This is a genomic window from Reinekea sp., assembly GCF_982785585.1.
Genome location: NZ_CEYAVF010000002.1, coordinates 171,936 through 179,640, shown reverse-complemented (window position 1 = coordinate 179,640; position 7,705 = coordinate 171,936). Strand labels below are relative to the sequence as shown.

Annotated in this window: 5 protein-coding genes; 4 read left to right on the top strand and 1 reads right to left on the bottom strand. The window is 53.5% G+C overall.

Annotation, left to right across the window (positions count from 1 at the left end; genetic code table 11):
- Positions 1-496: 496 nt before the first annotated feature.
- Genes AC4FIC_RS01950 through ylqF form a run of 3 tightly spaced genes read left to right on the top strand, consistent with a single transcriptional unit; the run spans position 497 to position 4,021 of the window.
- Positions 497-2,236 carry a coiled-coil domain-containing protein gene (locus tag AC4FIC_RS01950; RefSeq protein ID WP_273286160.1) on the top strand — a complete coding sequence of 580 codons (1,740 nt, stop codon included), beginning with the start codon at positions 497-499 and terminating at the stop codon, positions 2,234-2,236.
- Positions 2,237-3,118 carry a 1-aminocyclopropane-1-carboxylate deaminase/D-cysteine desulfhydrase gene (locus AC4FIC_RS01945; protein ID WP_100256517.1) on the top strand — a complete coding sequence of 294 codons (882 nt, stop codon included), beginning with the start codon at positions 2,237-2,239 and terminating at the stop codon, positions 3,116-3,118.
- Between the two features lie 42 nt (positions 3,119-3,160).
- Positions 3,161-4,021, top strand: coding sequence for a ribosome biogenesis GTPase YlqF (ylqF, locus tag AC4FIC_RS01940; RefSeq protein WP_100256518.1), 861 nt, complete (start codon positions 3,161-3,163; stop codon positions 4,019-4,021).
- Between the two features lie 19 nt (positions 4,022-4,040).
- Here ylqF and AC4FIC_RS01935 read toward each other — a convergent pair whose 3' ends face one another.
- Positions 4,041-4,967 carry a histone deacetylase family protein gene (locus AC4FIC_RS01935; RefSeq protein WP_476194711.1) on the bottom strand — a complete coding sequence of 309 codons (927 nt, stop codon included), beginning with the start codon at positions 4,965-4,967 and terminating at the stop codon, positions 4,041-4,043.
- A gap of 76 nt (positions 4,968-5,043) precedes the next feature.
- On the opposite strand from AC4FIC_RS01935, the gene AC4FIC_RS01930 reads away from it, so the two are divergent.
- Entirely contained in the window at positions 5,044-7,680 is a 2,637-nt protein-coding gene (locus AC4FIC_RS01930) for a bifunctional acetate--CoA ligase family protein/GNAT family N-acetyltransferase (protein ID WP_100256520.1), read from the top strand.
- Positions 7,681-7,705: the final 25 nt, after the last annotated feature.

Below are 7,705 nucleotides of genomic sequence, written 5' to 3'. Positions count from 1 at the left end.
GCCGGAATGCCGGACCATCGGTCTCGTCCGTTCCGCCAATACTTTTCTCAAGTCTGTTCTGATTCATCCCCCCTGCTAAAGCTTTTTTGTCCGGATCCAACTGTTTAATAACATTTTGTTGTCTGCTCCATGGCCTCAAGGCCCAAAACATCTACTGCACAGCCTCCATCAAAACAGATCAACTTGCCGGTTATAACGTCGACAGTTCCCCGTAAAGCTGGTGCCTCCGCGCGACCCTTAACGGTGTTAACGCGCCTGAAAGCAGGCGTAACTCCATCCTATTCACTACACTCAGTAGGACAACAGAGACCCAGCACGGAGAGTCACAGTGTATTCAAACGCAAAATAAGTCACATTTTGACAAAATAGTGGGGCCATCTTTACTAACTGCTAATCAAGTCACAGTCTCTCAGGGGCGGTGTGCATAGAATGATCACACTGATCGAAGGTCTGCTCTGATTTACAACAGGGCAAAAAAGTGCATTTGAGGCAGCATATGGCAGCAAGAAACAGCAAGGAGCTATTCGAGGCAATAATTTTCTTTGGCAACAAAGTGGTCGCAAAAGAGATGCGCTATTCTGAATTCGAAGCGGTACTCGACGGCGTGGTGGGGATTACCGAGTTGGCGAATAGGGAGATTTACGCCGCTTACGTCAAGATAACTCCGTCCTTAAAAGTCCACAGTCTTGTGACTTTTCAAATCGAATTCAATGAACGCGGTTTCGCCGATGAGGATTGGAACATACCGCTGCGCCATTTAGCTGAGAATGCGGGCCCCGGCCCTGATCTAGGTGCTGGCCCGATTCGGCTTGCCTGCCGGAGCCAATGTTCGGTGTCCTGGTACCAGCGAGAATTATGGGAGCCTAATCAACGTGACATTGATCATTTTTGCCTGCTACAAGAGGCCGTAACGCGTAATAAACTCGGTCTTATCACCGACGACGAATTAAATACCATCCCCATTTTGTCAGCGCCGACACCCGCGCCCGCTCAGCTCAACGAACCGGAGATTGAGGTCCCGCTGATGTGCGATCCGGTTGACACCTCTGACTGGCAATCCTCGCAACAACTGACAGCACAAAGCGGCACGGAAAAATTGCGCGCGCAGGCCGGAGAATTTCAGGCCAAGGTCGATCTGTTGATTCAGCGTCAGAAGCAGACGATTCAAGCTATGGAGGAAAAGTATCGCGTGGAGATTGAGCAGGTAAAGCGCGCCATGCGTAATGAGGCGCAGAGCTATCGACATCATGGTCAGGACTTAGAGCAACAGGCCAACCACAACAAGGTTTTGTTGGAGAAAATGCAGGCCCGAAATACTCGACTCGAACGGGACCTGATCCAAGCCCAAGAGCAGGCTGAGAGCCACAAGGACCAGTTTAATAGCCTCAAGGAAGAGCATCTAGAGCTGTTACACAATCAACGTGTGGCCGACGATGATAAAACTCGGCTAAGCATCGAATTAAAAGAACGGCTAACCCTTCAGGCCCTGGAAATGGAGGAGCAGAACGATGAACTGGCGAAATATAGACGGGCTAATAGCGCACTGACGGACCAAATAGAGGGTTATCAACGACAGGTTGTTGTCCACAGCGATTCAACGTCCAGTGAGTTGGCCGAACTACGCGCCCTAATCGACCAGAAGCAAGCAGAAGCGAGCGACCTCAAGGCCAGGTGGGTGAGTCAGTCGGTCGATTACGAGCGCTTAAGCAAACAGTATGATCAAGCAAGTCATGCGTTGGCCGAGTCCACACAGTCACTGAAAAGCCTGACCAGTGCCAGTTTTAAAACCCAAGAATTACGGAAAACCCTCGAGTTCCAAGCCCAAGATCTTGAACAACGATTAGGAGAGTCTCAGCGTGAAAATGAACAACTCAAACGCGATCGAATCGAGGCAGAAGACAATGCGGTGGCCAATGTCGAAGTCTATGAGAAAATGGAAAAGCTGGAGTTGGTCTTTGTTGCCTATCATCCCGGTGCCGGCCATATCAGCTTGCCGGCCCGACAACTCGAAGACTATCTCGATAAGCCCTTGAGTTTCGCCGCACAGAAATGCAGTGTTACACTGGAACATTATAAAAGCTGGTTAGTGCACTATGATGGCTCTGAATGCGAACAATGTGGTGTGCCGGTGAAGCGTATTGACACCCCCTCTGACTATCAAATCGGCGTTAACAACCGATGCACTAAACACCGACTCGACAGCGGCAATGTCACCCAATTCCGGCGCAGCAGCTGAGTGCGGTCAGTCCAGAGTATCTTTGCCAGTCTACCCAGCTTGACCCAATCCGCCTGGCCCCAGCGCCCCAATGTCTCAATAATTCGCGGTGATCTGCTGCATCCAGTGGTTTCCGGCAATAAACTTTATAAGCTCCAGCCTCTGCTGGAGGCTGCCCAAGATAGCGGTCTGCAAACCCTTATCAGTGTCGGCGGGCGTTACTCTAACCATCTGCATGCGCTCGCCTGGGCCAGCCGGGAAGCCGGCCTGCAATCAGTTGGTTTAGTGCTTGGTTATGCGGCCCAGGTCTTAACGCCGACCTTGCTCGACTGTCAACGTTGGGGCATGGAGCTGCATTTTGTCGATCGGCAGACCTATCAAGAGCGCTATACTGATGGTTTCTGGCAGCCATGGTTGTCGCTCTATCCGAATTCGATGCGGGTCAATGAAGGCGGCTGGTCTGCAGAGGGCATCAAGGGTAGCGGACTCTGGTGGCAAGGCATTGACCCGGACACCGATCTGGTGGTTTGTGCGGTGGGCTCTGGCAGTACGCTCGCCGGGTTGGCCACGCACGCACCCGCGAAAGTGTCTGTTGTCGGTGTTCCTGTCTTTAGGGATGCCGATAACTATCAGGACCTGCAGACCAAGATGGCGGCCCTATCGCTTGGCTCTGAACAATACAGCCTGTGGACCGATTTTGCCGGTCCGGGGTTCGGCAAGCTCAGTCCAGCGCAGCGAACATTCAGTCAGCAATTTAGCCTGGCGTCCGGTATCGCCCTGGATCCGGTCTATACCGCTAAGGTTTTTTACGCTCTCGAGTCCCAATTAACCGTCGACCCACACCTGCACAATCGAAAAATAGCCATATTGCATACCGGAGGACTTCAGGGTTGCCGACAATGATGTGGTATAATGCCGCTCTAATTTGATTGAGTGTTTCGCTGAATGGCAAAAATTAATTGGTTTCCTGGCCATATGGCTAAGGCCCGTCGACAGATCAGTGAAATAATCCCTAAAATCGATGTCGTTATCGAGATCCTGGACGCTCGTATCCCCCATTCGAGCATGAATCCAATCTTGACCAAGATCAGGCGCGACAAGCCGGTACTTCGCTTGCTCAGTAAGGCCGATTTGGCCGACCCTTTGGTGACTGCCAAATGGCAATCATTCCTAGCCCAGGAAAAAGATATCATGGTGGTCGCCATGGTCATGAGCGATCGCAAGCAATTGGCGAAAATTCCTGATTTTTGTCGGCAAATGGCGCCACATCGTGGTGGTATCGCCAAGCCGGTGCGGAGCATGGTGGTGGGCATTCCGAATGTCGGTAAGTCGACCCTGATCAACGGTTTGGCGGGCAAAAAGGTTGCTCGAGTCGGCGACGAACCGGCCGTCACGCGCAATCAACAACGCATTCAGATTTCTAATGATTTTACCCTGATGGATACGCCGGGAATTATGTGGCCTTCCCCTGAAAGCGAACTGGGTGGTTATCGATTGGCCGCCAGCGGCGCCATTCGAGATACTGCGGTGGAATATGAGGACATAGCGCTGTTCGCCGTGGATTATTTGATTCAGCGTTATCCGGAAGCCCTGATTGGTCGTTATAAACTGGCCTCGGTGCCCGATACCGCGACGGCCTGCATGGAAGCGATCGCGCGCAGTCGCGCCTGCGTTCGAGGCCGCGAGGTCGATTGGCACAAGGTTAGCGAAGTCGTGCTTAAGGATTTACGTTCTGGCGCTCTAGGTCAAATCAGTCTGGAAGAACCAGACCAAGAGTTTATCTATAGAGACTTGCTCGACGAATAGACCCACTTGCCGGAACTGCTTATTCCTCCGTTAAACGGCGGATATGCAGTTCCGCGCTTTCGGCCAAGGCGGCCAAGTGGTAGCCCCCCTCAAGTACCGACACAATGCGGCCGGCGCACAGTTCATTGGCCAGCGTCACAATCGCGTCGGTGAGCCAGTAAAAATCCTCGCTCTGCCAATTAGTCTGACTCATCGGGTCTTTAGTGTGCGCATCAAAACCGGCGGAAATAAATATCATCTCCGGTTGGTGGGCCACCAAGGCCGGACGCCATTGTTCCTGCCAGGCCAGTTTGACATCGCGAAAGTCTGAGTAGGCCACCATTGGCGTGAGATGAATATGGGGATGCTCGGCGGCCCAATGGCTATTGGGATAAAAGGGGTGTTGGAAGCTGGTAAAGATCGCCACGTCGGGACGGTTTTGAAACATTTCAATGGTGCCATTACACTGATGAACATCGAAGTCGATGATCGCCACTTTTTTTAAGCCATGATGTTTAATAGCGTGTTCGACGGCGATGGCCACGTTGTTAAAAAAACAAAAGCCCATAGTCACATTCGGTTCGGCATGGTGTCCCGGCGGACGCACCGCGCAAAAGGCGCGATCGAATTCACCATTCAGAATGCCATCGACCGCCTGCACGCCCGCGCCCGCCGCGCGATAGCTGGCCTCCCAGGTATAGGGCCCAATCAGCGTGTCCGGATCAGCCTGCACCAGGCCCTGTTTCGGGCTGATCCGGTCGAGCTGCTCAACATAGGTCTGATGATGAACCCGGAGCACCTGTTTTGTGCTGGCCTGCTCGGCCCGCAGCTGCACTAAGTCCGGCATCAGGCCCGTCTTTATCAACTGTTCACGAATAGCTTGGGTGCGGCGCGGCGATTCCGGATGATCCTCGCCCATATCATGCAGCTCGCAATGTTCATGGAAAATCAGGGCTGTTTTTGTCATGGTTGATTTAAGCCATTGAATGTCCTTGCAGTATAAGGCTAGAGTAAAGGCTTAGCATTCCGACTTTGGTTTAATAATGCCCGATCTTAGCCCTTTTTTTGCCCCCAAATCCATCGCCGTCATCGGCGCATCAGAGCGTGACAGCAGTATGGGCGGTTTGGTGTTGCAAAATTTGCAGGGCTCAAGTTTTGCCGGCCCTATTTATGCTGTGAATTTAAAAGGCTATGGGCAGGTGTTTGGCGTGCCCTGTGTGCGCTATCTGCGCGCCATCAACGATTCGATCGACCTGGCCATTGTCTGTGTGCCGCCGGCGGCCATTCCGCGGGTGCTGCGCCAGATGGGTCGGCTAAATATTCGCGCCGCCTTGATCTTGACGGGCGGTTTGGCACGGCAGCTGAATTTCAGTTCGCAAAACAATGAAAAGATCGCCCGCATCGCAAAAGAACTGAATATCCGTCTGATGGGCCCCAATTGCCTGGGGATACTGGTACCCGATCATAAGCTCAATGCCAGTTACAGCCACCTCGATGCGCTACCGGGCAGTGCCGCCTATGTCGGCCATTCTGCCGCTCTGGGCGCGGCCTTGCTCGACTGGGCCGGCGCGCGCGGCATTGGTTTCTCGCATTTTTTAACCCTCGGCGCCAGCGCCGATATTCGTATTTCCGATGTCGTGGATCATTTAGCCACTGACCGGCGGGTTAAGGCCATCCTGATTCATTTGGAACAGATCCGCGATGCGAATCGCCTGTTAACAGCACTGCGTGCGGCATCGCGGTCAAAGAAAGTACTGGCCATTCGAACCCATAATCGGGGCGCGGTGGCCAATGGCATTTCGGACGTCTATAAGGTTGATGCCGAATTCTTTTCCCGTGCCGGTGTGCTCCAAGTCGACACTATTGATGGGCTGTTTCAGGGTTTAGAGGTGTTGGCGCGATCGCGCCCGCTCTATCATCGGAACTTAGCCATCGTCAGTAATGGCTTGGGTACGGCAATGTTGGCGCGCCAGTATCTATTGAAAAATCAGGGTGAATTGGCTCCGCCGCCGAGTGCCAAACTGATCCAAAGCCAGACCTGGTTTCACAGCGAAACGGGTGGCAACCCTGCGGTGCTGCCGCCCCAGTCCAGCGGTGAAGATTATGTCGCGTGCCTAAAAGCACTGGAAACCGAACCGGGCCTGGGCGCCATTCTGGTGATTCACAGCCCGAATCGCCGCTCGGTAAGCGCCGATTTAGCGCCGGCCTTACTAAAGTATATTAAGCGCAGTCGACGCCTGGTATTAACCTGTTTTCTCGGCGGCCTGACCACCCAAAGTGCCCGTCAAGCCTTCGATAGTGCCGGGTTGCTGAATTTTGATTCGCCCACAGAGGGCGTTAACGCTTATCTGACATTGTCCCGACATGCGCATGCGCAGGAGCGGCTGCGCGAAACTCCCAGCAGTGATGCCTTAGAGTTCGCGCCCGACCGGGATCAGGCTGAGCGGGTGATCGCTCAGGCGCGTCAAGATCGGCGTACCTATCTGACCTGGCCAGAAGCGCGTCAGCTTTTACGCGGTTACGGCTTTAAGCTGGTCGGTAGCACCTTCGATACCGATTTTGAACGACTGCTGACGCGCCTGACTCCGCGCTTTTTCCCTGCCGCCTTACGTCTGGTACACCAGACCTATAGCTATCCTTTTGCCTACCAGAATGTGCCTGCGGCGCGTTGGCGGGGCGCCAAGATAGAATTGGCCGATGCAGCGGCCTTGCGCGCTGCCAGTGTGGAATTAACGCGGGAAAAAAATCGCCGCCTGCCCGATTCCGAAATACTCGGTTGGGCGGTACAGCCGATGCGGCGTAAGGTTGATGCCATTCAGTTCAGCCTGGGTATTACCCGAGATCCCACTTATGGCCCATTAATCTTCATCGGTGAGGGAGGCTCTCACGCCGATATGTTAGTCGATCGACAGGTGGCCCTAGTGCCACTGAACTCAGCGCTGGCGAAGCAGCTCATTCAAAAAACCCATGGCTATCAGGTGCTGTTAGAGCGCAGTGAGCAGCTAGTCGACGATATGGAGCGCTTGATTCAGCATCTTATCGGCTTGTCGCAGATGGTGATCGATAACCCGCGTCTGATGGGCGTGGAAGTGAATCTGCTGTTGCAAAATAACAGCCTGCCGGTGGTTCTGGGGGTTGCCGCGTCGATTGGGGATAAGGTTAGTCCGGCCTTGAACCCCTATCCGGCGGAACTGGAGGAACACTGCGTGCTGAAGAACGGTCTAGCCATGCTCATTCGACCGATTCGCGGTGAAGATGAGCCGGAGTTGAAGGCCTTCTTTGGCCGTTTCGACGCCGAGGCTTTGCGTTTGCGCTTTTTTTACAGTCGCTTGAAATTTGAACATTTGGAATTAGCGACCATGAGTCAAATCGATTATCGGCGCGAAATGGTGTTTGTCGCAGAGGACCAACGGGGCATCCTGGGCGAGATGCGTCTGTGGCTCGACATAAACCATAATGAACTGGAGTTCGCCATCATGGTGGCCCCTGAGGCACAAGGAACGGGCCTGGCAGGGCTGTTGATGGACAAGACCGTGCGTTACGGAAAGAGTCTTAAAGTCAGTCGACTGGTCGCCGATGTACTCCCCGAAAATGGCGCCATGCTTGGTCTGGCGAAACATTTCGGCTTCAGTGTTGGCTCTGAAGATGAGATCATGAAAGTGACCAAGTCACTCGACTGATACCATTGCACTGGGAAGAGACACT